At 45.4% G+C, this 24,624-nt stretch carries 22 protein-coding genes; 12 read left to right on the top strand and 10 right to left on the bottom strand.

The annotated features are described in order from the left end of the window. The first annotated feature begins 30 nt into the window (after nt 1-30). A complete protein-coding gene (locus ACYVGR_RS31920) occupies nt 31-1,170 on the top strand; it encodes a hypothetical protein (protein ID WP_460964128.1) in 1,140 nt (379 codons plus the stop codon). On the opposite strand, the gene ACYVGR_RS31915 is transcribed toward ACYVGR_RS31920, so the two are convergent. After that, on the bottom strand, nt 1,133-2,326 hold the full coding sequence (locus ACYVGR_RS31915) for an alpha/beta hydrolase family protein (protein WP_460964126.1): 1,194 nt from the start codon (nt 2,324-2,326) through the stop codon (nt 1,133-1,135). The two genes, ACYVGR_RS31920 and ACYVGR_RS31915, sit on opposite strands and share 38 nt — an antisense overlap. A gap of 440 nt (nt 2,327-2,766) precedes the next feature. Between ACYVGR_RS31915 and ACYVGR_RS31910 the strand changes: the two genes are divergently transcribed. The 5 genes from ACYVGR_RS31910 (at nt 2,767) to glgX (ending at nt 6,941) form a co-directional block, all read left to right on the top strand. Further along, entirely contained in the window at nt 2,767-3,483 is a 717-nt protein-coding gene (locus ACYVGR_RS31910) for an OmpA family protein (RefSeq protein ID WP_460964124.1), read from the top strand. Between the two features lie 73 nt (nt 3,484-3,556). Then, complete coding sequence (locus ACYVGR_RS31905; protein ID WP_460964123.1) at nt 3,557-3,769, top strand: hypervirulence associated TUDOR domain-containing protein; 213 nt, start codon at nt 3,557-3,559, stop codon at nt 3,767-3,769. Between the two features lie 7 nt (nt 3,770-3,776). Further along, the gene (locus tag ACYVGR_RS31900; RefSeq protein WP_460964121.1) at nt 3,777-4,127 is read left to right on the top strand and encodes a DUF3140 domain-containing protein; all 351 of its coding nucleotides are present in this window, start codon (nt 3,777-3,779) and stop codon (nt 4,125-4,127) included. A gap of 97 nt (nt 4,128-4,224) precedes the next feature. Then, nucleotides 4,225-4,680, top strand: a complete 456-nt coding sequence (locus ACYVGR_RS31895; RefSeq protein ID WP_460964119.1) for a ferritin-like domain-containing protein — start codon at nt 4,225-4,227, stop codon at nt 4,678-4,680. Nucleotides 4,681-4,811: 131 nt separating this feature from the next. Further along, entirely contained in the window at nt 4,812-6,941 is a 2,130-nt protein-coding gene (gene glgX, locus ACYVGR_RS31890) for a glycogen debranching protein GlgX (RefSeq protein ID WP_460964117.1), read from the top strand. Between the two features lie 359 nt (nt 6,942-7,300). Here glgX and ACYVGR_RS31885 read toward each other — a convergent pair whose 3' ends face one another. The 5 genes from ACYVGR_RS31885 to ACYVGR_RS31865 form a co-directional block, all read right to left on the bottom strand. Beyond that, nucleotides 7,301-7,804 carry a pyridoxamine 5'-phosphate oxidase family protein gene (locus tag ACYVGR_RS31885; protein ID WP_460964115.1) on the bottom strand — a complete coding sequence of 168 codons (504 nt, stop codon included), beginning with the start codon at nt 7,802-7,804 and terminating at the stop codon, nt 7,301-7,303. A 109-nt stretch (nt 7,805-7,913) separates the two neighbouring features. Beyond that, nucleotides 7,914-8,330, bottom strand: a complete 417-nt coding sequence (locus tag ACYVGR_RS31880) for a four-helix bundle copper-binding protein (protein WP_460964113.1) — start codon at nt 8,328-8,330, stop codon at nt 7,914-7,916. Nucleotides 8,331-8,363: 33 nt separating this feature from the next. Next, complete coding sequence (locus ACYVGR_RS31875) at nt 8,364-8,576, bottom strand: DUF2188 domain-containing protein (protein ID WP_182457421.1); 213 nt, start codon at nt 8,574-8,576, stop codon at nt 8,364-8,366. Nucleotides 8,577-8,873: 297 nt separating this feature from the next. Then, nucleotides 8,874-10,346, bottom strand: coding sequence for a two-component system sensor histidine kinase NtrB (locus ACYVGR_RS31870; protein ID WP_460964111.1), 1,473 nt, complete (start codon nt 10,344-10,346; stop codon nt 8,874-8,876). Nucleotides 10,347-10,425: 79 nt separating this feature from the next. Then, nucleotides 10,426-10,866, bottom strand: coding sequence for a response regulator (locus ACYVGR_RS31865; RefSeq protein WP_460964109.1), 441 nt, complete (start codon nt 10,864-10,866; stop codon nt 10,426-10,428). Between the two features lie 622 nt (nt 10,867-11,488). Between ACYVGR_RS31865 and ACYVGR_RS31860 the strand changes: the two genes are divergently transcribed. Beyond that, nucleotides 11,489-12,133: a porin family protein gene (locus tag ACYVGR_RS31860; protein WP_460964107.1), complete on the top strand. Its 645-nt coding sequence runs from the start codon at nt 11,489-11,491 to the stop codon at nt 12,131-12,133. A gap of 89 nt (nt 12,134-12,222) precedes the next feature. Here ACYVGR_RS31860 and ACYVGR_RS31855 read toward each other — a convergent pair whose 3' ends face one another. Both ACYVGR_RS31855 and ACYVGR_RS31850 read right to left on the bottom strand, forming a co-directional pair. Next, nucleotides 12,223-13,698 carry a sigma-54-dependent transcriptional regulator gene (locus ACYVGR_RS31855; RefSeq protein WP_460964105.1) on the bottom strand — a complete coding sequence of 492 codons (1,476 nt, stop codon included), beginning with the start codon at nt 13,696-13,698 and terminating at the stop codon, nt 12,223-12,225. 84 nt (nt 13,699-13,782) lie between these two features. Further along, complete coding sequence (locus ACYVGR_RS31850; RefSeq protein WP_240543420.1) at nt 13,783-14,142, bottom strand: response regulator; 360 nt, start codon at nt 14,140-14,142, stop codon at nt 13,783-13,785. A gap of 497 nt (nt 14,143-14,639) precedes the next feature. Between ACYVGR_RS31850 and ACYVGR_RS31845 the strand changes: the two genes are divergently transcribed. The 4 genes from ACYVGR_RS31845 (at nt 14,640) to ACYVGR_RS31830 (ending at nt 17,327) form a co-directional block, all read left to right on the top strand. After that, nucleotides 14,640-14,807: a lmo0937 family membrane protein gene (locus ACYVGR_RS31845; protein WP_157589464.1), complete on the top strand. Its 168-nt coding sequence runs from the start codon at nt 14,640-14,642 to the stop codon at nt 14,805-14,807. Nucleotides 14,808-15,221: 414 nt separating this feature from the next. Continuing rightward, the gene (locus tag ACYVGR_RS31840) at nt 15,222-15,473 is read left to right on the top strand and encodes a YtxH domain-containing protein (protein ID WP_460964102.1); all 252 of its coding nucleotides are present in this window, start codon (nt 15,222-15,224) and stop codon (nt 15,471-15,473) included. A 46-nt stretch (nt 15,474-15,519) separates the two neighbouring features. After that, a complete protein-coding gene (locus tag ACYVGR_RS31835; RefSeq protein ID WP_460964100.1) occupies nt 15,520-15,891 on the top strand; it encodes a YtxH domain-containing protein in 372 nt (123 codons plus the stop codon). 200 nt (nt 15,892-16,091) lie between these two features. Then, nucleotides 16,092-17,327 carry an efflux RND transporter periplasmic adaptor subunit gene (locus ACYVGR_RS31830; RefSeq protein WP_460964098.1) on the top strand — a complete coding sequence of 412 codons (1,236 nt, stop codon included), beginning with the start codon at nt 16,092-16,094 and terminating at the stop codon, nt 17,325-17,327. A gap of 258 nt (nt 17,328-17,585) precedes the next feature. On the opposite strand, the gene ACYVGR_RS31825 is transcribed toward ACYVGR_RS31830, so the two are convergent. Then, nucleotides 17,586-18,386: a M28 family peptidase gene (locus ACYVGR_RS31825; RefSeq protein WP_460964096.1), complete on the bottom strand. Its 801-nt coding sequence runs from the start codon at nt 18,384-18,386 to the stop codon at nt 17,586-17,588. 86 nt (nt 18,387-18,472) lie between these two features. Next, nucleotides 18,473-21,151 (bottom strand): sodium-translocating pyrophosphatase, encoded by a 2,679-nt coding sequence (locus ACYVGR_RS31820; protein ID WP_460964094.1) that lies wholly within the window; start codon nt 21,149-21,151, stop codon nt 18,473-18,475. Nucleotides 21,152-21,523: 372 nt separating this feature from the next. Between ACYVGR_RS31820 and ACYVGR_RS31815 the strand changes: the two genes are divergently transcribed. Continuing rightward, nucleotides 21,524-24,412: a DPP IV N-terminal domain-containing protein gene (locus tag ACYVGR_RS31815; RefSeq protein WP_460964092.1), complete on the top strand. Its 2,889-nt coding sequence runs from the start codon at nt 21,524-21,526 to the stop codon at nt 24,410-24,412. Nucleotides 24,413-24,624: the final 212 nt, after the last annotated feature.

Genomic DNA, 24,624 nt, shown 5'->3' with positions numbered 1-24,624 from the left:
TTATCTTGCGCCTAACTTCGATAAGCTACTATGGTTTTTAAATACTGCACCATTTTCGTCACTGGGCTGGCCCTCGTTTTTGGCTGTAAAACAGCTAAAGTAGTCAGCAGCGCAACCACTACGCCTACCGCAAAAATTACCGAAGAAGGATTCCTGACCTGCTTTGCCGCTGGAACTTCGTTAAACGGGCAGGCGGTCTGGTGCGAAGCTTCGGCTGTTGTGTTCGACGGCAGAAATCTGATTTTCGCCAACGATAAAGATATGCCTGCCGGTCAGAGTCCGGTGTTTGTGAAAACACCCCAAACACTGGCCGATTCGAACCAGTCCCCAACGTACCTGACGCAACCTATATTCTCCAATACCCGCAAATACGAGGACTTTGCCCAAACGCCCGATCGGAAGTTTATCCTGCTCACTACCGCCTTCGACCGTGTAAAACCCGGTAGCCACGATTGGGACAGCTACAATACAATTCTATACTGGCGAAGTGGCGACGAACAGCATCCGCACGTACTAGCTCCCGATGATACCAGCCATAATTCGATGGCTTATCGGCATCGAATTGCGCAGGTTCTGGCCAACAGCGAGTTCCCTGGCGAAATTCCTTATTTCAAAATTGAGGGGCTGGCCGCTACCGACAACCAACTTTTGTTTGGTATTCGGGAGATGGGTAAATCGTATGAAAGTTTCACCTATCAGGCAAAAATCATTGGCGTATCGTACCAAATTGAGAAAAGCGGCAATACAGAACGAATTCGAGTGCTGGACGATTGGAAACTGATCAATGATTTCGACATCGCCAATGCTGATGCAACGTTGTCAAAACCACTCGCCCTATCGAGCCTGGAATATGATCCGTTTCAAAAGCGGTTCTGGATGCTCACCTCGCAGGAAGCCAACGGCAAACTGGATGCTTATCTGTGGACAGCTACTTCCGACGAACTATACGCCAACAAGCCGTTCACGCTCATCCGCGATGCAAAGGGGCAACCTGTACATACGCCGGGACACAAAGCCGAAGACCTGACACCCTTAGATACCAAGCGGCTCCTGCTCATCTGTGATGACGACCGCGCCCGAACAACCATTGGTTCACAAACGCGGCAGATTAACCAGGCGGCCTACATGATCCTTACTGTATCGAGCCAAAGAAATCGTACGTCCCCGTAATGAATCCTAAAACTCCGGTTCCGTGAGTGGCTCCTTTTAACGGAATCAGCGTAACATTTGTGGCACCCCGTTTTATCATGGCGTCGTAGGCATTCTGCGAATTCAGAAAAGATACAATCTCATCGGCATCACCATGATACAGGCGAGTTGGGGTGCGCGGTTTCCAGTCGTGAATGTCGTTGTCCTGAACAGCAGCCAGAAACGTTTTATCGGTACCCTCGTTGATACCCTGTTTAAAACTATCCGTAAACGTCTGATTCAGGCTCACATTAATGGAAGCATCTTTGCCCTGTGCTGCAATCTGTGTAGCATAGGGTTCTTTGAAGTAAGCCGACATAGGCCGATTGAGTCCATAAATGCGGTCATAGGTTTGTAATACCCAGATATAAAGTCGATTGATATAATCGACACCTGTCGTCTTTTCGTTGATGATTTGCTTCATGAAAGCCGGTTTATCATAAGCACCTGCCCCACAGCTCGAAGCAACCAGATTGAATTCATTGGTCGTCTCTTCCTCTATTTTCTTTTGTAGCGACAGAGTAGCATAGCCCCCTTCGGAGTACCCAGCAATGAATAATCGTTTGTCCCAGTTGATCCCCTGATCAGACAGAAAGTCGCGAGTAGCACGTATCATATCCAGCGAGGCTGTAGCGAGTCCGTTACGCTGCTCATAGGTATGCGGAAGGTCTTTGGAGGCCCCGTAGCCAATGTAATCTGGAGCCGCAATGATATAGCCCTGCGAGGCAAACACCGACCCAAATGAATACGCTTCACTACTCGGACCAAAATTCGAGGGGGCATCACTCTCACTCGTAATCGTCCCGTGTTGCATACTTAGCAGCGGCACGGCCGTTGGCACATTCGGAATAATAAGCGCTCCCGATGCTTTAATGGACTTTCCATCTGTGTTCGTCGTGATATATTCTAACCGATACACCTTAATTCCGTACCGGATAAAAAGCTGAAGAGCGGCATTTGTCCCCGTAAAGCGGCTACGTAACTGGGCGGTGGTATATTCTCCTAGTAACGTACTCGTCACTAATGTGCGGGGAAATGCCGCTACGACTGCATCTACCGATGTTTTGCAGCTTGTTGGTGCAACGAGTAGCAGAACCCCTGCAAGTAGCAGAGAAAAAAATGATTTAATAGTCGACATGTAGTTGGATAAAACAATAGACAGGCTACTTATTTAACGTTTGCAAAATCGTTTTCGTTTGCTAAAACAAATAAACAGACTGACACAAAAAAAATAGTTAAATTATTAATAATCATATAGTTGACTAAAAATTCAATAACTATACACACTACGTTCCTTTTTGTATTGGTTGCAACGAATCACAACAGCGCCCTATCTCTTGCCCAATTGTCCATTTATGTAGAGCGAACTCCACAACAATAGGCATCTAGCTTCCCGCTTACTCTATCAAATTAGTTGTCTTAAAAATTAATTAGCTAAAATACGACCCTACCCAATGAAAGATAAACCCCTAATTATCAAATACTTGAGCAGATATATAAAAACATCAATATGTGCCACGCCTTAAACTGGTACAGCGTTTGGATAGCTATGAAGCAATACCAATTATTCACAACGCTATGAACTATCAATGGAAATCAGTCGGAACGAAGTCAATTGCGCTTCTGATGGCTGTCAGCATCTTATCTAGTAATGTGTCTACTGCCCAGAGTGACAAAAAGAAATTAAACAAAACCCAGAAAGGGGCTATAGTTGGTGCCAGTGGAGGAGCCGTTCTTGGTGGGATGCTTGGCAAAACTAAAGGGAATACAGCTTTGGGCGCTATTCTGGGCGCAACCGTTGGGGGAGCCGCCGGGGCCGTAATTGGTCGTCGGATGGATAAACGAGCTGAAGAAATCAAGCGTCAGATGCCCGATGCGCAAGTAGAGCGGGTTGGCGAGGGAATCAAAGTGAGTCTGGGTTCAGATATTCTATTCGATACAGATTCTTATGCACTTAAATCAGCTACGCGCCAACAGCTGATCAACTTTGCACAAACACTCAACAAAGAAGAGGATACGAATATTTTGGTTGAGGGTCACGCCGATGCTACAGGTTCGGCAGAACACAATCTGGCTTTATCTAAAAAACGAGCCGATGCCGTTGCCAGCTTTCTGGAAGGACAGGGTGTAAAAACATCCCGTGTCGACGAGAAAGGGTATGGTGAAAGTCAGCCAATTGCCGACAATGCTACCGCAACTGGCCGTCAGAAAAATCGCCGGGTCGATATTGCTGTGTTTGCTAATAAACAAATGCAAAAAGATGCCAAAAATGGCAAGCTTGACGCTAGTGAATAAAGTTATTAGCCGGTTAAGAACTCTGTTCTTAACCGGCTGTTTTCTTCTCTACCCCGTTACCTAACTAAATGCCATGAATAATCCGAAAAAAGGCGACGAAGTAAGTTGGAACTATAGTAAGGGGAGAGCTACAGGCCAAATCGTAGAAGTTCATCCGGAAGATATCAAACGAACGGTTCAGGGAACAACCGTAAAACGGAAAGGCTCTACAGATGAACCGGCTTTAGTTATCAAACAAGGAAAGAAACGAATTGTAAAATCGGCTAGTGAAGTCACCAAACAATAAGACGATTATGACCACGGCTACACGCAACGATCAGGATAAGAAACAGACCCGAAAGGAGTTTGAGCAAGTCGTCAACATGTCGGCGTCTCAACTTGAAGGCTGGCTAAAAACCAACGAATCGAGGTCGGTTGGCCAAACAAAAGAGGGTGAAAACGAATCGATTGGCCACAAGTCAGGAAAGCGAATTATCGACATTCTTAACAAGAAAGCCAGCGATTTAACCGACGACGACTATTCTCACATGGGAAAAGTAGTCAGTTACGTAAAACGTCATACTGCTCAACGCCCTGAACATGTAGCTGACTCCAATTGGGAATATTCCCTAAAAAACTGGGGTCATAATCCTACTAAATCGTAATTACCGAATAATCAAATACAAGTGCCTTTCTGATTTGCTCAACTCGAAACGTTATGAATTTTTGCCGCCTAGTTAACACAACAAACCTAAAAACGTTATGAATGTAAAAGTAAGCCGGGTTGAAATCCTGGATCAATTAAGTCAGCTCCTAACCCTTAGTCATGATGCCGAAAAAGGATATCAGGAAGCCGCCGAAAATGTAGATGATAACGATTTAAAAATATTGCTTCAAACCCAGTCGCGTCAACGGGCTGAGTTTGCGCAGGAACTGGACCGTGAGATAAGGGCACTGGGTGGAGAACCCGACGAAGGCACCAGCTTAACAGCTGATTTACACCGTGCCTGGATTAATATCAAGTCAGCATTTTCCACCAATGATGATAAAGCTGTAGTGCAGGAGTGTCATAGAGGAGATCAGGAAGCTCTGAATACCTATAACGCCGTACTTCAGGAAACAGACTTAGCAGCCAGCACACGTGAATTGCTGCTTCAACAGAAGCATAGCATCGACTCAGCCAATTCAACAATGGCTCGTCTGGCCTTGGTAGTGTAGTGAATGGTGGGATTGGAAAGCCTACCTCCTTTGGAGGTAGGCTTTTTTGTGTCATTTACTCACCAAAACATTCATCTCATACAGGCGGTTATTCTTTGTATAAACACCTTTTATTACTACACAACTACGTTATGAGTAAACAATCTAATAGCAATTCATTATCCGAATCGATCCAATCCAAACCTGGTAAACCTTACCCATTGGGCGCTACCTATGATGGCGAGGGCGTTAACTTCACGCTTTTTAGTGAAAATGCTACTGCTGTTTCTTTATGTCTCTATGATGTCAATGACCCGAGTCGCGAAACGGCCCGAATCCCGCTTATGGAGCGCACCGACTTAGTTTGGCATATTTATCTCGATGGCCTGCAACCGGGGCAACTGTATGGATTCCGGGTAGATGGTCCCTATGACCCACAGGCAGGTCATTTTTTTAACCCCAATAAGCTGCTGCTCGACCCCTATGCCCGGGCCATTAATGCCCCCGTTAATCATAACGATGCCTGGCTAGCCTACGACCATACTAAACCAACCTCTAATGACGATGGCACGGACGAATACTTAGTTATGAGTCAGGAGGATAGTGGACCAACCATGCCTAAAAGCGTGGTTGTCGATCCAGCGTTCGATTGGGAAGATGATACACCACCAGCTACTCCTCTGCATCGTTCGGTTATTTACGAGATGCACGTCAAAGGATTTTCCCACTTACATCCAACGATTGATGAATCCATTCGAGGCACGTATGCGGGTTTGGGTACGCCCGAAGTAACGGATTACCTGAAAAAACTAGGGATTACGGCGGTTGAGTTGTTACCTGTCCATCAATTTACCGATGAGAGTTACTGGGGTTATAACAGCATCGGTTTCTTCGCTCCTCAGAATACCTATTCCTCGTCTGGAATGGCTGGGCAGCAGGTTGCGGAGTTTAAGCAAATGGTTAAAAACCTGCACAAGGCAGGTATCGAAGTTATTCTGGATGTGGTCTATAACCATACCGCCGAGGGTAATCAACTGGGGCCTTTACTTTCGTTTAAAGGAATTGACAACCGTGTTTACTACCATCAGGTTGGCGATAGTCCTGAGTATTATATGGATTATACGGGCACTGGCAATACGTTCAATCTAAGTCATCCACGCGTCTTGCAGCTGGTGATGGATAGCCTGCGCTATTGGGTAACCGATATGCATGTTGATGGTTTCCGGTTCGATTTAGCGTCTGCCCTGATCCGTACCGACGAAGAGTTCGGCAGCGTTTCGTCATTCCTGGACACGGTGGCTCAGGACCCAATTCTGGCTCAGGTAAAACTCATTGCTGAACCCTGGGATATTCAATCGTATCATGTCGGCGGTTTCCCTGTACGCTGGTCGGAGTGGAATGGCAAGTATCGCGATACCCTCCGGGCTTTCTGGAAAGGCGACGAAGGCAAAGCGGCCGAAACCGCCACTCGCCTATTAGGTAGCCCCGACCTCTATGCCAATGATGGTCGCTCACCTGCCAATAGCATTAACCTGATCACAGCACACGATGGCTTTACACTTAATGATCTGGTTAGCTATAATGACAAACACAACGAGGCTAATGGTGAAGATAACCGTGATGGCTCTAACGATAATATGAGCTGGAATTGCGGAGTTGAAGGGCCTACCGACGACCCTGCCATCAACGAATTGCGCGAACGTCAGAAGCGTAACTTCCTGACAACAATGTTACTTAGCCAGGGTACACCCATGATTGTGATGGGCGATGAATGCGGACGGACGCAGCATGGCAATAATAATGGCTACAATCAGGACAGTGAAATTAGCTGGATGGATTGGCACTGGAACGAGAAACAACAAGCTTTGTTCGAGTTTACTAGTCAATTGACAGCCCTTCGGCACGACATTCCCCTGCTAAGTCGACGTCGTTTCTTTGGCAACGAGCAAGTTGCCTACCTGCGCCCAGATGGCGAAGAAATGACCGGCGATGATCTTAGTAATCCACACACTCACTGCTTGGCCCTTTTCATTGATGGTTTACGGGTATCGGAGCAAACCGAAGACGGTCAGGACATTGGCGATGAGCAACTGATCTGGATTTTAAATGCTTACTGGGAAGACATTCCGTTTATGCTACCAAAAATTGGCCGCAAAAGCTCTTCCTGGGAAGTTATCGTGAATACCTTTACCGGGCAAGTGAATCCTCAGGTAGCTCCTACGGCGGGTGGGAAGCCGTTCACCGTACCAGGTCGTTCATCGATACTCTTGCGACTGAAATAGTTGATAGTTTTAGTTATAAACCGGAAAGGCCGCGCAAGTTGCGTGGCCTTTCCGGTTTCTGTTGTTAGTACTTTTCCGTGGTGTCGGTTATAAGTAGCTACTGTATAAACACATCTCGGGTGTAGTCTAATCAGCCCTGTAAGGGCGTCCTGTCAATAGTCATGGCAGTTTATTGTGCTCCCAAGCGCCGTAGGTGCGGCCTAATTCTATTTAAATAGGTCGCACCTACGGCGCTTGGGGTTATTTCCAATCCTCTGTTTTCTATTAACAGGTCACTCCTAGCGGAGTTTCAAGGATACTTAAAAGATATATAAATACACTAACTATCAGTAGCTGACACCACGGAGCCAGTTATTCTTCTAATTATACACTTTTTCGTTCTCTCCCATTTTGGGTGGATTACCTGTAATGACAGCAGTTGCCTGTTGAATTAATCGAATCATGCGACTATCGCTTGCATTCCAGTATTCTGCCATATCGATGTGAACTTTCAGTAATGTCAACTCTGGGTCGTCTTTTCCCTCAGGAAACCAGGCTTTGGCCTGCGGATTCCAGAGCTCGTTTACTTTAGCCTGGTCCTCAACCTCCTGCGCCTGACCCGATACCGACACATAACTGGCATCACTAACCGAAGCAAAGGCCAGGTTTACGCGGTGACCGGTCTGCTCAAGTTGATCAACTTTAGGCGACGATCGTTTCGTAAAAAACCAGATGGTCCCATCTTCATCTACCTGAAGCGCAGCCATTGGGCGACTTACTAAATTTCCCTGCTCGTCGAGGGTTGTCATCATGGCGATACGAATGTCTTCAATCATATCGCGCACTTTCTCCAGGGGTTTGTTAATTTGTTCTGTGGTTTCCATAACGTTGAAAAAAAACGTCAGTCGATAGTAAGTAGTCAATAGTATAGTTCTAAAACATACCTACTTTGACCGTTGACTATCGACTGACGACTATGTGTACTGTTGCCTATTAATTATAAAGTGTTTCCCGCAAGTCTATACCATAAAATAAGGAAGCTGGTGTAACAGCAGGTTTCTGAACTTCTATATCCGTTTGATAACCCATATCAATGATGTTCACACAACTGGCAATTGTTTGCTGACATATGGCATAAATCTGACGGCTACGATCAGTATCAAACTGGCTTACTTCCTGCGCACATTTTTCGCACACTTCAATACAGGCCTTAGCTAACAGACGAGCGTTTTCAGAACCCCGAACATACAACATGGCAAGATTACGGCACATATCGGCACAATCCAGATTCAGGAAAATGCTACGATAACGCATCTCAATGTCTTCTGCATTAGAACATTCGGTGGCGAACTCGTTGCACAGGGTAGCGCAGCTTGTCAACGAATCATAAATGTTTTTCTTCCAGATCATAGCCAATGGTAGATTTTGTATAGTGAATTTTGGTTAGGCGTAAGGTTGCATTACTCTACTTGACCACTCCCGATTGGCGCTTTCAACACGCGCCCACCGTCGAGCCTCTTCAACACTCATCATAATGATGTGCTGCTTCTCTAATTGCCCTTGTTCGAGCAATTGGTTCGCAATCTCAATTGCCTTTGCCCGAGTAGTTGGGTTTAATGACCGCATGGCCGCCGGAAAATGAGTGATAGACCACATAGTGTTAGGTAGTAGGTTATTTACTAGATAGCTTTTATTGTGCCATTTCCGTCATTAGGCGACTACCTTACTCAGTTCCCCTTGAGAAGTGATTCATTATCAGTCCATTAACTTTATAAATAGGAGCTTTTTTATTAATCCAGCATGTATTTTCCTACCATATCTGTAGAATTCATTAGTGAAGTGTGTATATTTTTACCCACTCAATTCCACAAAAAAAACCAGCTTTTCTACAAAGCTGGTTCTGGTAAATTTTGGTCTAAAGACAATATGCCAATTTCAGAGAAGGTGACTCTGCTATTTGGGAAATAGAAGTCGGAAGGTTGTCCCTTGCCCTACGTTACTTTCTACCTCAATGGAGCCTTTATGACTGTTGATAATATTCTGGGTAGCGGTCAACCCTAAGCCCATTCCCCCCGATTTCCCGGTGAAAAATGGATCGAAGAGTCGTTGACGGTCTGCTTCGCTAATACCACCGCCATTATCACTGACCTCGACACACACCCGATTAGTATCTGTGCAGCTCGTCCGGACAGATAATATGCCTTTCCCCTCTTCCATTGCTTCAACAGCGTTGACCAGAATATTAAGCAAGGCTGTTTTTACCTGATCACGATCCAGCAACGCCGTACAGTCTTCGGTCGTGAAGCTCGTTTCCAAACGCATTCGCTTAAGTTTGATACGGTCACTAACGAGCTGTAATGTTTCTTTAACAACAATATTAAAATCCTGTTTTTTCCGATCCAGATCACGCGGTTTCGACGAATTGAGCATTTCGGTAATGAGTTGCCCAATGCGGTCTACATTACGCCCGATAATATCGGTAAACATAGTCACGTATTCATTATCCGTATCTAGCTCATCTTTGAGCTGTTCTAAGGCCAGGCTGAGGTTAGTAAGCGGATTCCGAACTTCGTGCGCAATACTCCGGGCAATTTTTCCGGTCATTGTTAGCTTCTCGGCCAGAATCAGATCCTGTTGTGCACGTTTCTGATCGGTAATATCCCGCACAATACCCTGATACCACTCTGGATGCCCAATCACATCTTCAACGGCCCAAACCGAAATCAGGCAAATTCGCTTGCGCCCATTCCGATGAATGAGCATTGTTTCGAAGTCTTTAATCTGTCCATGTTCCCGCACATTGAATCGAAGATTACGCAGGTGATTCAGGTCAGCAAAAAGTCGGGCAGGATTCAGATACCGGAGTTCATCCCGGCTGTAGCCTAGCAGTTGCTCAACAGATGAATTCGCATCCTGAAAACGTAGCTCGTCGTTGGCCACAAAAATGGCATCGATCGATCGTTCGAACAGGCTACGGTATTTATTTTCTTTCTGGGCCACTTCGGCCAGCACACTGGCTTGCCGAAGGGCATACCGGATACTACGGCCAAGCAGTTGGGCATCAATACGCCCTTTTACTAAATAATCGGCAGCGCCCAGCTCAAGCGCTGATTGATCGACGGTTAGGTCATCCTGGCCAGTAAGCAGGATCATAGGTGCTCTACACCCCATCCGAAACGCTTCCTGGATCAGGTCGATGCCCGTGTAAGGTCCTAATCTATAGTCGACAAGGTAAACGTCATATTCTCCCTTGTCAATAGCCGCCAGACCACGATCGTAACTATCGACCCAGTCGAGCTTTATAGATGCATTCTCCCGAACTGAAACTAACGCTTTGGTGAGCAAATAATCGTCTTCGTCATCCTCAATGAGCAGGATGCGAATTGTCTCTTTTTTTTCGACAACATCAAGTGCAACAGGTATCATAAACCGTGAGTAGTTGGCAGAGAACAGTGAAAGACACAGTAATCAGCAGAAAAGTATAAAAATCACTGACCGAAAGCTGTTATGGCAGTTTAACGGTATCTATCCAGTATGTTTTCAAAGCACTGACCATTTCGACCAGCCGATTAAAATTAAAGGGCTTTGTCACAAATGAATTAACGCCAAGATTATAGGTTTTTAGTACATCTTCGTCGGCTGAGGATGTGGTCATAACAACCACCGGCAATCGACGCAGTTTAGGATCATCTTTTATTTCATTCAGAGCCTGAAAGCCATTTTTCCGGGGCATGTTCAGGTCTAAAATCAATAGATTAGGCCAGGGGGCATTTTCCTCATTATAACGCCCTTCCTGACGCAGATATTCCATCAACTCTTCGCCATCTTCAACAAACTGAACATTTTGCGTATAACCACTCTGACGAAGTGCCTTATCCATGAACAATCGATCATCTGTATCATCGTCGGCGATCAGAATGGTCATGGTTGTAAGTTTACGGTGCATACAGATCAGTAAAAATTACGGCTATTGAATACTAATTAATTTCTTACGTTTTAGTAGGCTATAATCAACTTAACGTCTCTAATCAATTAGCGCCATTATCTATTTTCAATTTTTTCAGGAGGTGTACCTCTTTTCCAAAATTACTTAAAAACATCAATTTATTAACGTATTATTTACCAGTATAAAACTCCAGATACCTGGCTCTGCTTAATTCCGGCTTGTTGTTTTCTACATTAGCTTACCCAAATGCCTGATTTCTAACTATAGACAGCTAAAGTATACTTTTGAGATAAAAGGAGGTTATCAATAAGTAAATATATTTTTAGGGTTATAAGGCCAGACTCAATAGATAGGCCCTATAAATTGCCTGCCAACTTACAACTTATCAAGTACCAACCGCTCTAGTAGTAAAACTGATTGAGCCGCTCTACAAATTGGGGAATTTCTTACTCATTGTTGCTAACTAGGTAAATAAACTCATACCCTTTCGAAAGTAACCTAACCCCAAGTAAACCAGGCATAAGCGTGTATTTACGCTAATTCTGCCCATTCTGGCACGGATTTGAAACAACCTCTACCAAGACAGATATAATTTATGTTCTGTTTTTAACCAATTAACGTTATGAACAATTCAGTAAAAACTTTGACGGTGGCTGCCTTCTTTAGCGTAGGTGCCCTATTGTTGAACTCATCTAGTGCGCTTGCACAAGGTAAAACCCGGGTCGGATTAAAAGGTGGTTTAAATGCAAGTTCGTTGTATTACGATAGTCAGGGAGCTACGAACAAAAACGAACGAATCGGATTTCATGCGGGTGTTTTTTCACAGATACCCGTCAGTGAGTTTTTTGCCATTCAGCCCGAGTTGCTTTACATGACAAAAGGTGCTTCGGCTACTTACAATGTTATTGGCTTCAGCGGCAAAAACACCTTCAAACTTAATTATGCTGAGCTACCTGTTTTGGCCACGTTTAAATTAGGACAGGCCGTTGAGTTGCAGGCTGGTCCTTATGTATCATACCTGCTGAACTCGAATATTAATTCGAATGGTGATTTTGGAAGCGGCTCTACTGCAGTCAACCGCGACAATTTCAATAAGGTCGATTATGGCATAGCGGGTGGGCTTAACCTCTACTTCGGCAAGGCATTTATTGGAGCCCGTTATGAGCAGGGCTTACAAAACATCGCTAACAGTGGAGCAGCCAATACGATACTGGGCAATGCTAAAAACGGCGTAGGCTTACTCTCAGTAGGCTTTAGTGTGAACTAGAAGAATAAAGAGTGAAAGTGCGAATGAGCGAAAGAGTGATTATCTAATGTAGGTTAATCACTCTTTCGCTCATTCGCACTTTCACTCTTTTATAAATGGATATCGTATGCTTTCAATTTATTGTAAAGCGTTTTACGGTCGATATTAAGAACCTCAGCGGCTTTGGTTTTGTTGTACCCCGTTTTCTCCAGCACCTTCAAAATAGCCGCACGTTCGGCATTTTCCGAAACCGACTTCAAGTTAGCTGCCGATTGGCTAAACACCGGAATACCTGGTCGAGCAGGATCGTAGTTAACCTGAACATGGCCAGCATTCGTCTCTTCGGGTGTAAAGTACTGGGGCGAAATAATTTCATGGGGCAACACATCGGCTTCTATATAATCGCCTTGTGTGAGCAACACGGCTCGTTTCACCACGTTTTGCAATTCTCGCAGATTACCGTGCCAGTAATACTCTTTCAATTTATCCTTCGCTTCTTCTTCGAAGCCCTGAATATCTTTCTCTAACTGCTGATTGGCCAATTCCAGAAAATGCTCCGCAAAGATCATAATATCGGATTTACGTTCACGCAAAGGCGATAGGTGCATTTCGAACTCAGCAATCCGATGGTAAATATCTTCCCGGAATTTTCCTTGCCGAACAGCTTCACGCAAGTCCTCATTGGTGGCGACAATAATCCGCACATCAACCGGAATATCCTGGTTACTACCTATTCGCCGAATTTTTCGCTCTTGTAGCACCCGTAGCAGCTTAATCTGATTGTCGTACGATAAGTTACCGATTTCATCCAGAAATATGGTCCCTCCATTCGCAAACTCAAAGCTTCCTGCCTTGTCCGACATGGCTCCCGTAAACGAGCCTTTCACATGACCAAATAACTCACTACCAGCTAGTTCTTTACCTAAAGCTCCACAGTCAATCGCCACAAATTGCTTATCTGCGCGTTTACTCTTGAGGTGAATAGCGTTGGCAACAAACTCTTTACCCGTACCAGTCTCGCCAGTAATAATTACCGACATATCCGTTGGGGCAATCAGATCAATATGTTTCTGAAGCTGTTCGGCGGCACGACTTCGGCCAAATATAAATCGTTTACCGTCGGGCGTTAAAGGCGTCTTACTAGGCGACGGCTTTGTGGTGCTTGCTTTTGTGGTACCTGATGCAGCGGTTACAGGTGCCCCTTTTGCCTGATTCAACGATTGCGCACGCCGTTCGAGGGCTGCTTTTATCGTGTATAGAATCTCGTCGGGATACAGGGGTTTCGTTACGTAATCGTATGCCCCATGCTTAACCGTTTGCACCGCCATTCGAACATCCGAATAGCCTGTAATAATAATAACAGCTGTAGTGGGGTGCATAACCTTAATACGCCGAAGCATTTCAAGGCCATCAATATCGGGAAGTTTAAAATCGCAGATGACTAACTCAAAAGCTTCTTTTCGTAACAAAACCAGCCCATCATCACCCCGCTGTACCGACGCCGTTTTATAGCCCTGCTTGCTCAAAAAACGCTCTAGAAGCAGGCATATATCATTGTTGTCGTCAATAATCAGAATTTTTTCCATGAAGCGGTATTGAACTTGTTCAGACAGACCATGTCCAGTAATGAACAACGAATGAATCTACCTTTGCTGTATGAACAAAGTTACTCAAACCTGAATGGTTTGCAAAGCCATCTCTACCGAACGTCGGGTAAAGGGCTTGCCTATAAAATAATCAGCACCTTGTTCAGTAGCTCGCCGACGTTCGGCTTGTCCATCAAACGCACTGATCATAATTATCTTAGCTTCTGTCTGGTCTTCTTTGATGAACGGCAACAGATCAAAGCCCAACCCATCTGGCAGATTTAAGTCTAGAAAAATAGCGTCGAATTTCTGTGTGTGGAGACATTGACGGCCTTCTTCAATAAAATGGGCACAGGTAGGCTGGTATCCCAAACGACGTAATAATCCTGATAACAGCAAACAGATGTCAGCTTCATCATCGACAATCAATACGCGCTTTGCCATAGGGGTCGCATTAATAGCGATTGGCCTGTATTGCTGCCCCATGTTAATCCCTGTTATTGTATTTACCACGGCACATCTCGTTTTTCAATTGTGTTCTTCTGACAATACACTGTATAAAATATGTGCCGAAAGTGCTTTTAGTGCTCAATTTTCGAGTATCAGCCTATATTAATGTCCATTGGATTAGCTGATTGCGGTTATAATGTCATAAATTTAGCCAGTCTCCAGATTAATTAGTGTGGAAACACTCAGCCGTTAATTGAGCCATTTTTCCACGCTTATTCTACAGTTGTGTAATAAATTCCACAGTTTTCATTTTTCGGCAGCTAACTCCCCAAAGGCCTATTTAAAGATTATACCCTAGTTACATGCTCATTTCCAAGCGTATAAGGCCTTCTAGTGCCTATAACTAGCTGTATCTACCAATATTGGCACAACTTTTTCTAATCAGTTTATCAATTGCGAGATAGTTTGTTCTGATTTACTCAATAAACGTCATGGGAAACCTTCTTTACACTATCGCTGTCATCCTGATTATTATCTGGCTCCTGGGTTTCCTAGGGGTGCTGGGTACAGGAATTGGTAGCAGTAGCTTAATCCACATTTTGCTGGTGATTGCAGTAATTGCGATTATCCTGCGTCTGATTCAAGGTCGTGGTGTGTGAAGAAGGGAGTACATTAAGTTATGAAATATCATCTGTGATATAGATAATTTTCTAACCAACTCGTTGTGTTAGGCCTGGGTTAATCCAAGGTAAATTATTTTAGGTTAAGTACAAGTTACGGTGGGTACGGAATCCCTGCGCCAAATTGAGCGCGGGGATTTTTTTTGTAGCCATTATCAAACTCGCTCTTTGGGCCAGGGTCTTTTAAAATAATAAGTATCAATCTCAGCCTAAAGATATTTATTGCGTAAAACGTGGACGTCCTTGTAGAAAAAAATCCTCAATGTACATAAATAAGGCTAATCACAAATAACTAATTTACAACCACTTAACGCATTTAGTCAATAGTGGTACAGTATTTTCTAGTAGATTGACCATCTTGGAACCATAAGTCATTCACCAAAGTTAGAAATCATGAAATCACTACCAGGTATTTTAGTAGGATTAGCAGTTGGCGCAGTTATCGGTGTTTTGCTTGCTCCCGAGAGCGGTAAAAAAACGCGGAAACGTATCACGTCTGAATCAGATTCGTTTTTCAAAGATTTGCAGGATCAATTGCAGTCAGGGCTGGATAATATTAAAAACCAGTACAATGACTATGTTGATTCGGCAACCGGGAAAACCCAGGATCTGGTTAATCAGGCTAAGAAAAAAGCTAAGCAGTAATCTGCGGATTCGCTAAAATCAACACTCACCTAAAACGCATAAAACGATGAGAAGTACAAGAGATTTTTTGACTGGTATTATTACCGGTGTTGTTATTGGTCTTCTAACAGCTCCCCGCAGTGGTAAAGAAACCCGTGAGAAATTAGCGGAAGAAGCAAACAAGCGCTCAGGCGATTTAAAGGACCAGTGGGAGAAAGGTGTATCGCAGGTAAAGGAAGGGTACGAGCAGGCGGTAAGCCAGGTAAATCAATACACTGACAAAGCCAAAGAGCAATTCAACCAGTATAAAGATCAGGCGCAGGCTGCCCTCAATAAAAATAAAGAGGAGGCCAAAGACGCCTATAACGACAAAGTCGAAGAACTAGCCGATAACGCAAAATCGGGAGTTGATGACGCTAAGTCTTCCTTAAAAGCTTAAGTAATAGTACTCTATTTACTCAACGTTCTTGAAAGCAACAGTGCCTGTTAGATCAATCTGACAGGCACTGTTGCTTTCCGGCTTTAATAACCTTTTAATTTGGGTTTAAGAAGCCTTTAATTAATAAAGTAGACTTTTGTAAAGGCTCCTTTTTGCTTATCAGCGACTAAAAAATATATCGTTGTAAGAGCCGTAACATCATGAAAAAATACCCATTTGCTTTCGTTTACTCTCTGGTCCATAACTGGCTGAAGCTTATAAACGATAAAGAAGTAACGAACCTGCAAAATCAAGTAGCGGTGTCCGTAGTACGTACAGATTCTGGCCGGGAAGTTCGATCTATACAGAGTGGGGCCTTTGTGATTGCTATTGGTCTGGCCGTTTTGGGTGGCTTAACTAGTTGCGATAGTACTGCTCAAAAATCAGAAGAAAATTCTACCTCCAAAGAGCGCCAAGAAACGAATCTGCTAGCCACGGCCGCCTTCGACACGGCCAAGTATGAGAATGCCCGTAATGAGCTGAATTTAACGGGCAAAATCACCTTCAACCAAGATCAGGTTGTCAAGGTGTTTCCGTTGGTAGGGGGCCACATCGAAACTCTCAAAGCAGATTTAGGTGATTATGTGAAAAAAGGCCAAACCTTGGCTGTAATCCGATCTGGCGATCTGGCCGATTTAGAACAGCAGAATGTCTCAGCAAAAGGCCAGTTGGCCGTTGCTCAGAAAAATTTACAGGTTGCCGAAGACATGACCAAAGCTGGCTTAAGCTCACAACGGGAATTGGTGGCAAGTCAGGAGCAATTGCTGGCAGCGAAAGGGGAAGTGAATCGGGTGAATGAACGACGCCGAATTGTGGGCGGAACAGGTGCCGTTTACATTGTAAAGGCTCCTGTAAGCGGTTTTATTGTCGAGAAATCTGCATCACAAGGAATGGAACTTCGTTCTGACGACCCAGAGAATTTGTTCACGATCTCTAACCTCGATCATGTGTGGGCGCTCGCGAACGTTTATGAGTCTGATTTAGCGAACATAAAAGAGGGCGATCAGGCAACGATTACTACCCTCTCCTACCCGGATAAAATCTTTCACGGCCGAATCGACAAAATCTTTAACGTACTCGACCCCGACAGCAAAACCCTGAAAGTTCGTGTTACACTCGATAATGCCGATTACCGACTCAAACCTGAGATGTTTGCTAACGTAAGCGTTACTTATGCGGGTCAAGATAAACGTGTGGCCATTCCGGCAAGCGCCGTTGTATTCGATAAGAACCGCAACTTCGTGGTTATGGTTAATCGTCAAAATCAGCCGCTGGTACGGGAAGTAGACGTCTATAAATCGATTGGACCAAAAACGTACCTATCAAGCGGATTAGCCCCCGGCGACCGCGTTGTGACGAACAATCAGTTACTGATTTACAACGCATTAGGAAATTAATAGTAAGTCCATTATGAAAACAGCTCGCTCTATTCTGAGAGCGAGCTGTTTTCATAATGGACTCAAGAAATAGTATAGTTCTTTCTATTTCTTTTAATTACATTTTTTTTACCAGCTAATTCAGCCTGTAATTCAAGAGCAAAGGCAATTGATACATCTGCTGTTTTTGCAATCTGCTAAACTGTCTTACTTGTATGTTGTTTAATGTATTCAGCTATACTATCCATTGTCTTGTCGGTTTGTGATTACAACTATTTATTACCTATCATCAAATTTCAGTAAAGTACTCCAGATCGTTTCAGTAGTTTGCTGAAGACACACTTCTGATAAATGGATACTCAAATCTGTTGGTTTATGGTAATGCTTAAAGATAGGTGCCTGTTGCATAATTTCCTGTAGCACAGACCTATCAACATCAAACTCCTGGGCTTTATAATAATGATAGGCGACATTCAAATCTTCTTCTGAAACGCAGGTTATTGTAAAAGCGTCATTCAGCCCTGCTTTTCTGAAACTTAGGTGATCTGCGGAATTAGTTACAATTTGATCAAATCTACGGGAATAAATATTGGCCCCACGGGCAGCTTCCTCAAAGGCTTCCAGTATTTTGCCTGAAGATGTTTCATTCAATGACCACAGTGCAAACCTATCCCCCTGCCCAACAAGTTCAAGATTTATTAGGGCTTCTATGTCATCAATACCGAACTGATTAACATAGGCTTTCGATCCTTTTAAGCCACGTTCTTCTTCATCGAAAAAGAAAACAGCGAGATCAAAATTAGTAAATCTATGTGTTTTGATTTTATACAGAATGGCGAAACAAACGGCTATTGCCGACGCATTATCGTTGGCTCCCGGGGATTCAGGAACCACATCAAAATGTGAACTTAACGCAACTACTGCTTTTCTATGGTTGGGTCGTACAATTAAGTTTGCTCCCGACTGGTACTGTTGCACAGAATAGTCGATACCATTCTGGCTAAGAAACCGTTTGATATAATTACTTCGTTCGTTGTTCGAACTTCCCTCTAAGTCTTGTATGATTTTTAATAGATGCATCGTCAATCATAAGTTTTCGCATTAAAAAAGGTCGATTCTGGTTGAAACCGACCTTTTTTAATAAACGAATTAAATTAATTCTGCAATTATTTCTTCGTCACCCGAACCGAAATCCGGCGGTTTTGCGCCCGGCCTTCTTCTGTATCGTTTGAAGCAACAGGATGCTCTTGTCCGTAGCCTTCAGCTTCAAGGCGATCTTTGGCAATGCCCATTTTCTCTAATTCGACCCGTACCGAATTGGCCCGATCCTGCGAAAGTTTGAGGTTGCTAGCAGCATTGCCTGTGTTATCGGTATAGCCCCCTAGTTTGATATTCACGGCTGGATAGGCTTTCAAGATTTCGGCAATATTCTTCAACTGTTCCTGCGATTGAGGTTCCAGCGTGGCGCTACCTGTCTGGAATAGCAAGCGGTCGAAGTCAAACCAGGTTGTTTTGTCAACAGGCTTATCGCCTTTGATAAAAGCCAGTAGTTTGCTTTCAATACCAAACTCAGGAATGTTCAGTTCGACACCACTCGTTAATTTTTCAGGGCGGAACTCCCCGAGGCCTGTGTTTGGTGTGCTCACTTTATCGTTATCGGCCGCGGTAGATTCTTCCAGAGGCAACTCTGTGCCAGCAGCTTCTTTGCCTTCTTTGTTATAACCCGGCGTTTCGGCAGAAGGAACAGCGATGTAAGGGGCAATAACGAGCGACACGATCGACATCAGTTTAATCAGGATGTTCATCGATGGACCCGACGTGTCTTTGAAAGGGTCACCAACGGTATCGCCGGTAACTGATGCTTTGTGCGGTTCCGATTTCTTGTAGTAGGTCTGACCATTGATTAGCACTCCTTTTTCAAACGACTTTTTGGCGTTGTCCCAAGCACCACCGGCATTGTTCATGAAAATACCCATCAGAACGCCCGATACAGTAACACCCGCCAGCAAACCGCCCAATACTTCGGGCCCGAAAATGAAGCCAACCACTACGGGTACCGTCAGGGCAATAGCACCCGGCAACACCATTTCACGGATAGACGCCTGCGTTGAAATAGCGACGCATTTTTCGTATTCGGGCTTACCTGTCCCTTCCATGATACCCGGTATTTCGCGAAACTGACGGCGAACTTCTTCCACCATCGACATAGCTGCACGACCCACAGCCGCAATCGCCAGCGACGAGAAAATATATGGAATCATACCGCCTACAAACAGGCCAGCTAATACGTCGGCTTTGTAAATGTCAATGGCCGAAATACCCGAAATACCCACAAAAGCAGCAAACAGAGCGAGTGCGGTTAAGGCAGCCGAAGCAATAGCAAAACCTTTACCGGTAGCCGCAGTTGTGTTTCCAACGGCATCCAGAATATCGGTGCGACCACGTACTTCTTCAGGCAGGTAGCTCATTTCGGCAATACCACCGGCATTATCGGCAATCGGGCCGAATGCATCAATGGCTAATTGCATAGCCGTGGTAGCCATCATACCAGCCGCCGAAATAGCCACACCGTATAAGCCAGCAAAATGATAGGATGTATAAATACCAGCCGCCAGTACCAAAATGGGTATCACAGTTGATTCCATACCCACCGACAGACCGCCGATGATGTTGGTAGCTGCACCCGTAGCCGATTGCCGGATAATCGATAATACTGGACGACGGCCCATCGCCGTATAATATTCGGTGACGGTACTCATCAGTGCACCAACGACAAGTCCCGTGACAATCGCGTAGAATACATCCATCCGGGTAAATTCCACACCCCGGATTTCCATGGTACCCGTAGGCAACATGGCATTAACCAGAAAATAAGAAGCCACCAGCGTAATTGCAATCGATGCCCAGTTACCCAGGTTTAAGGCTCCCTGTACGTTTCCATTATCGTCTTTAACCCTAACAAGGTAAGTTGCAATGATGGAGAAAATCAAACCCAAACCCGCAATAACCATCGGTAAGACGATAGGAGCATGACCCATAATTGGATCGTTCGGGATAACGATTTCACGGCCTAACACCATCGTAGCCAGAATGGTAGCCACGTACGAACCGAACAAATCGGCACCCATACCGGCTACGTCACCCACGTTGTCGCCTACGTTATCGGCAATCGTAGCCGGGTTACGCGGGTCATCTTCAGGTATACCCGCTTCTACTTTACCCACCAGGTCGGCCCCAACGTCGGCAGCTTTGGTGTAAATACCCCCACCTACACGAGCAAACAACGCAATCGATTCAGCACCGAGAGAGAAACCGGCCAGTACTTCGAGCGCTTTCTCCATCGGCAGGCCATTCACATCGCCCGATGGCTCAACGTATAATTTGTAGAGAATAATGAACAGACTCCCCAGACCCAGTACGGCAATACCGGCAACCCCGATTCCCATAACCGATCCGCCTGTAAACGACACTTCAAGGGCTTTCGTCAGGCTTGTACGCGCAGCATGCGCGGTACGAACGTTGGCCTTCGTGGCAATGTTCATACCGATATAGCCAGCCAGCGCCGACAGGAATGCACCCAAGATAAAAGAAAGCCCAATAATTGAGCTGGAATTTGGAACCAGGCTGCCCATATAGGCTAGCAGAAGGGCGACTATAATCCCAAAATACGTCAGCACACGCCATTCAGCTTTAAGAAAAGCAATGGCCCCATCAGCAATATAGCCTGAAATCTCCTGCATTCGGGCGTCGCCAGCATCCTGCTTGGAGACCCACATAAATTTGGTAAACATCACTAGCAGGCCAACAATGCCGAGGATGGGAACCAGATAAACACTGTAATTCATAGAAATAGGTAAAGGTTAAATAAGTGATTCTCGCAAAGATAGAATTTGCCATTGCATAACGGCCATGCTACGCGCAAAATCATTGACTTTTTTTAAGGTTTTTTTCGGTTATTCTAGGAGTTCATTAATTATCTCTCTAGAAATCAAGGCTATGTTTGGAAGTGGGCGCTCGACTGCGTAGGTTCAAAAGAAAAAACACAAAACCAACTCTTCATCAAAATAATAATTACCTCTTTTTGCTTTATGCGACATATTTATTCTTTTATTTTTACAATAATAGTCATATCGTTCTGCCTACCCTCTTTTCTAAAGAGTACTGCTCAGGCGGCTTCCATTGACTCGTTGCGCGTAACAGTCACGGAGGGAACAAATATGGCAGCAGACCTCTCGCCCGATAAAAAATCTATAGCCATTGATTTGCAGGGAACGATCTGGGTTTTACCCGCTTTGGGCGGAACCGCGCGTCCTGTAACCGACCCACTCGGTGATTGTCGGCAGCCGAGTTGGTCGCCCGATGGCAAGCAGATTGCGTTTCATGCCTTTTGGGATGGTCGCTATCACATCTGGGTAGTTTCTAAGGAAGGTGGTAAGCCCAAACAGCTGACTACGGGCATTTATGACGACCGGGAACCTCACTGGTCGCCCGATGGCAAGCAACTGGTTTTTGCTTCTGACCGTAGCGGCAATTACGACATCTGGCAGCTCAATTTGGCCGATGGAAAACTTACTCAGCTTACTAACGATTCGGGCAATGATTTCAGCCCAGCGTTTTCGCCAGATGGGAAACAAATCGCGTTCGTTTCTGACCGGACAAATGCGCCGGGTATTTATGTAATCAACCCTGGACAACCTGAAAAACTGGTTTCGTCGACGAAAGGGAAACTGGTCGGGCCAGCCTGGCAGCCCGATCGATCGCACCTGTTCTATAATGTGCTGAATAATTCACAAAGTGGCTTAGAAGTCGTTTCACTGGCCGACGGCAAAACCCAGATGCTAACCGAAGCGTCGGAAGATGTATTCCCGTTTCGGGCAAGCTGGTTCTCGTCCGATGAATATTTATATACCAGCAGTGGTTCCTTGAAACGACGAAAAATTGGTAGCTCAACTGCGCAGATCATTCCATTCCAGGCGTTAATTAACCTACCCAAAACGACCTACAAACGAAAAACTTACGACTTCGATAGTCGGAAGCCACAACCCGTTCTTGGCATTAAAGGCCCCGCCATTTCGCCCGATGGAAAACAGATTGCGTTTGCGGCTCTAGGTGATTTGTGGCTCTTGGCAAAAGGGACAAAAAAACCTGAACGTCTAACTCAGGGGCAATCGATGGAATTGGAACCAAGCTGGTCACCAGATGGAACCAAACTGGCTTATACGTCGGACAGAAATGGCAACATGGATGTCTGGATTCGGGATCTAAAAACAGGACAGGATCGGGTTTTGGTGGATATGGGAGACGATTTACACTTTCCGAGCTGGTCGCCCGACGGTAGTAAAGTTGCTTTTTATCAGAGTGACCCTCGCAATGCCTGGGGCCGCAGTACGCTCTACACCGCTGACGTTACTTACACCGCTGATGTAACAGTGCCCAAAACCCAAAAACTGCACGAATCGGTGTTTGTACCCAGTCAGGCAAGCTGGTCGGCAGATGGGAAAACGATTGCTATATCGGCCCTTCACCCCTACTCGTCGCGCTATCGCGAGGGGGTGAGTGAAGTACTACTGCTTTCGTTCGATGGCAAAAACGACCGATACGTATCACCCGCACCAGGTCATAGTCTGGCAACACGGAGCCAGAACGGTCCCATCTGGTCGCCCGATGGCACAAAGATGGCCTATGTTCTGGATGGTCTGTTGTGGATTACAGACGTGCAACCTGACGGAACGATTATAGGAAAACCCCGCCAATTAACCACAGAACAAACTGATACGCCCACCTGGACGGGCGACTCGAAGAGCCTGTTATTTCTGGCAACCGACGTATTAAAGCAGGTTTACCTGGCCGACGGACACATTGAAACGCACCCGATGGACCTGACCTGGCAAATTAATCAGCCAGCTGGTCAAGTAGTAGTTCACGCGGGGCGGTTATTCGACGGCAAAGCGAACACCTACCGTACCAATGTCGATATTCTGATTGAAGGTCATCGAATCAAGTCCATTTTACCTCATCAGGCTGGTCGCCCGGGAACGCTAGTTGATGCATCAACGAAGACGGTTATTCCCGGTCTGTTCGAGATGCACACGCACCAGCACTCGATGGTTGGCGAAAAAATAGGCCGCTTGTGGTTATCCTTTGGCATTACCTCCATTCGGGAACCTGGTGCCGATCCATACGACGCCCTCGAACGAAAAGAATCGTGGGCGAGTGGTGTTCGACCTGGTCCGCGCCAATTTTTCACAGGTGGCTTAACCGACGGAACCCGAATTTATTACGGCGCAGCCACCAGCATCAACTCCGACGAGCAACTTGATCGAGAACTGAATCGCTCAGTTAAATTGGGTTACGATCTCATTAAAACCTACGTTCGAATGCCTGATGCAATGCAGCAACGCATCACAACCTTTGCGCATGCGCATGGGATGCCCGTATCGTCGCACGAAATTTTCCCGGCCATGCGCTACGATGTCGATGCGGTTGAGCACATTGGTGGTACCAGCCGACGTGGCTATTCGCCCAAGATTACGGCCATGAACCGGAGTTATCAGGATGTTATTCAACTGCTCGCCAAATCGGGCATGAATATTACGCCAACAGCTTCCTTGCAAGGCGGTTTTGCCGTATTGACGACCAAAGACCCAAGTTTGCTGGAGAATCGGCAGTATAAGGCGTTTTATTCCGAAGAGTTCACGAATGCCTTACAGGCTGGGTCGGCTCAATATGCCAAAATAAGCCCCGGCTATTTAAGTAATTTCGGGAATCTTCAGAAAGGCGTAAAAGCGTTGGTTGATGCGGGTGCCCACGTTACTACCGGAACCGATAGTCCATTTGTCCCCTACGGCATGAGCCTGCATACCGAACTTCAGGTATTTGTCGATGCAGGGTTGACTCCGTATCAGGCGCTCCGGTCTGCCACGCTTTGGGCTGCCGAGACAGTAGGTGTTAGTAAAGATCTAGGTTCCATCGAGCCGGGCAAGCTAGCCGATTTAGTCATCGTCAACGGCGATCCACTCACCAATGTGCGCGACGCCCTGAATGTGGAACAGGTAATCAAAAATGGCGAGGTTTTGCCAATTGATCGCCTGCTCACGCGCCCTTAAGCATAAACAGTGTCTAAAACCAGTCGTCATAAAGCAGATAGATACCTAGCAAACAAAAGTCCCCTCGTTCGACCATGAGCGAGGGGACTTTTGTTTGCTAAGACCTCCGTCAAACAGCGCCAAAGAAGCTTATTCAAAATTTACTCATACTGGTAAAATCTTCAAGTATGGTATAACTACAAAAATGGCAATCAATTAGAGTAATTATACCA

The organism is Spirosoma litoris, from assembly GCF_054776755.1.
The sequence above is the reverse complement of the archived record's forward strand: the minus strand, read 5'-3'. Positions and strand labels throughout refer to the sequence as shown.

Bases quoted from the DNA above. Each gene is read 5' to 3' on its own strand.
- ACYVGR_RS31845 (WP_157589464.1), top strand. From the start codon at position 14,640: ATGGGAAACCTTCTTTACACTATCGCTGTCATCCTGATTATTATCTGG.
- ACYVGR_RS31875 (WP_182457421.1), bottom strand. From the start codon at position 8,576: ATGTGGTCTATCACTCATTTTCCGGCGGCCATGCGGTCATTAAACCCA.
- ACYVGR_RS31880 (WP_460964113.1), bottom strand. From the start codon at position 8,330: ATGATCTGGAAGAAAAACATTTATGATTCGTTGACAAGCTGCGCTACC.
- ACYVGR_RS31885 (WP_460964115.1), bottom strand. From the start codon at position 7,804: ATGGAAACCACAGAACAAATTAACAAACCCCTGGAGAAAGTGCGCGAT.
- ACYVGR_RS31900 (WP_460964121.1), top strand. From the start codon at position 3,777: ATGACCACGGCTACACGCAACGATCAGGATAAGAAACAGACCCGAAAG.
- glgX (WP_460964117.1), top strand. From the start codon at position 4,812: ATGAGTAAACAATCTAATAGCAATTCATTATCCGAATCGATCCAATCC.
- ACYVGR_RS31835 (WP_460964100.1), top strand. From the start codon at position 15,520: ATGAGAAGTACAAGAGATTTTTTGACTGGTATTATTACCGGTGTTGTT.
- ACYVGR_RS31905 (WP_460964123.1), top strand. From the start codon at position 3,557: ATGAATAATCCGAAAAAAGGCGACGAAGTAAGTTGGAACTATAGTAAG.
- ACYVGR_RS31855 (WP_460964105.1), bottom strand. From the start codon at position 13,698: ATGGAAAAAATTCTGATTATTGACGACAACAATGATATATGCCTGCTT.
- ACYVGR_RS31920 (WP_460964128.1), top strand. From the start codon at position 31: ATGGTTTTTAAATACTGCACCATTTTCGTCACTGGGCTGGCCCTCGTT.
- ACYVGR_RS31820 (WP_460964094.1), bottom strand. From the start codon at position 21,151: ATGAATTACAGTGTTTATCTGGTTCCCATCCTCGGCATTGTTGGCCTG.
- ACYVGR_RS31865 (WP_460964109.1), bottom strand. From the start codon at position 10,866: ATGCACCGTAAACTTACAACCATGACCATTCTGATCGCCGACGATGAT.
- ACYVGR_RS31915 (WP_460964126.1), bottom strand. From the start codon at position 2,326: ATGTCGACTATTAAATCATTTTTTTCTCTGCTACTTGCAGGGGTTCTG.
- ACYVGR_RS31895 (WP_460964119.1), top strand. From the start codon at position 4,225: ATGAATGTAAAAGTAAGCCGGGTTGAAATCCTGGATCAATTAAGTCAG.
- ACYVGR_RS31830 (WP_460964098.1), top strand. From the start codon at position 16,092: ATGAAAAAATACCCATTTGCTTTCGTTTACTCTCTGGTCCATAACTGG.
- ACYVGR_RS31815 (WP_460964092.1), top strand. From the start codon at position 21,524: ATGGCAGCAGACCTCTCGCCCGATAAAAAATCTATAGCCATTGATTTG.
- ACYVGR_RS31840 (WP_460964102.1), top strand. From the start codon at position 15,222: ATGAAATCACTACCAGGTATTTTAGTAGGATTAGCAGTTGGCGCAGTT.
- ACYVGR_RS31860 (WP_460964107.1), top strand. From the start codon at position 11,489: ATGAACAATTCAGTAAAAACTTTGACGGTGGCTGCCTTCTTTAGCGTA.
- ACYVGR_RS31870 (WP_460964111.1), bottom strand. From the start codon at position 10,346: ATGATACCTGTTGCACTTGATGTTGTCGAAAAAAAAGAGACAATTCGC.
- ACYVGR_RS31910 (WP_460964124.1), top strand. From the start codon at position 2,767: ATGAACTATCAATGGAAATCAGTCGGAACGAAGTCAATTGCGCTTCTG.
- ACYVGR_RS31850 (WP_240543420.1), bottom strand. From the start codon at position 14,142: ATGGCAAAGCGCGTATTGATTGTCGATGATGAAGCTGACATCTGTTTG.
- ACYVGR_RS31825 (WP_460964096.1), bottom strand. From the start codon at position 18,386: ATGCATCTATTAAAAATCATACAAGACTTAGAGGGAAGTTCGAACAAC.